Source organism: Vibrio sp. OPT46 (genome assembly GCF_015163535.1).
Taxonomy (GTDB): Bacteria; Pseudomonadota; Gammaproteobacteria; order Enterobacterales; family Vibrionaceae; genus Vibrio; species Vibrio alginolyticus.
This window is the reverse complement of the sequence record NZ_JADDYG010000029.1, coordinates 2,762-3,594: the sequence shown is the minus strand read 5'-3', so window position 1 is coordinate 3,594 and position 833 is coordinate 2,762. Positions and strand designations below refer to the sequence as shown.

1 protein-coding gene is annotated in these 833 nt (G+C 39.3%); it reads left to right on the top strand.

What is annotated here, in order from left to right; all coding sequences use genetic code 11:
* On the top strand, positions 1–759 hold a 759-nt coding region (locus tag IQR33_RS02025), incomplete at its 5' end, for a hypothetical protein (protein WP_228013720.1).
* Positions 760–833 lie beyond the last annotated feature (74 nt).

The following is an 833-nucleotide window of genomic DNA, read 5'->3' as shown; positions in this document are numbered from 1 at the left end:
GTTGCAGCCCTACAACTCGCGTCTTCTGCCTATGCGCAGACAAACAATAACGAAGAACTACAAGATATGTCTGACCCACTTGCGGTATACACCCAAGCTGGCTTTGGTATTACTGATAAAGGCGCGAACATCAAAATCGGTCAAACTTACCAATCTAGCCAGCCTGGTACCATGGCGATGAACATCATTGAAATGAAAGGCATTGGTGGTGAGCTATTTGGCATTCGCGACAATGACGATCCAATATATGCCAACGTTGATGACAGCATTGACTCTTTCAGACTACGTAATTTCCAAGTAGAAGTCGCAAAAGGTCTAGGCCGTCAATTAGATGTAAACTACGACGTTGATAACGATAAATTAGATGCATCTTATAGCTTTATTCAAGGTCTACCTAAGTTTGGTATGTTGCAGCTATTTCCTTTAGCTGGTGCGGGTGTCACTATTGCTAATGATTTTGGTGGTGATGACAAAGGTTATGAAATTCCAGGTACTTTCACTGTTGTGGGTATGTACTCAAAAATTGAATTAACCGATAAAATCTGGATTAACTACAACCCAATGTATATGCATACGTTGTCAGGGTCTAGTCAATATAAAGATACTTATTATGCAGGTGAAGATAATATCTTGACTCATGAGTTCGCGTTGTCTTATCAAATTAATCCTCGCGCAAATATTCGTTACTTTGCAAACTGGAATGAGCACGTTAATTTCGGTGATGGTGATCACCGTATCGAATTTAACTACCAATTCTAACTCCCTCGTTTATTTCCAGAATAGAAAGTGTGTTTATCCATATATTTAAATATTTAGGCTAGGGCACTTTCTAA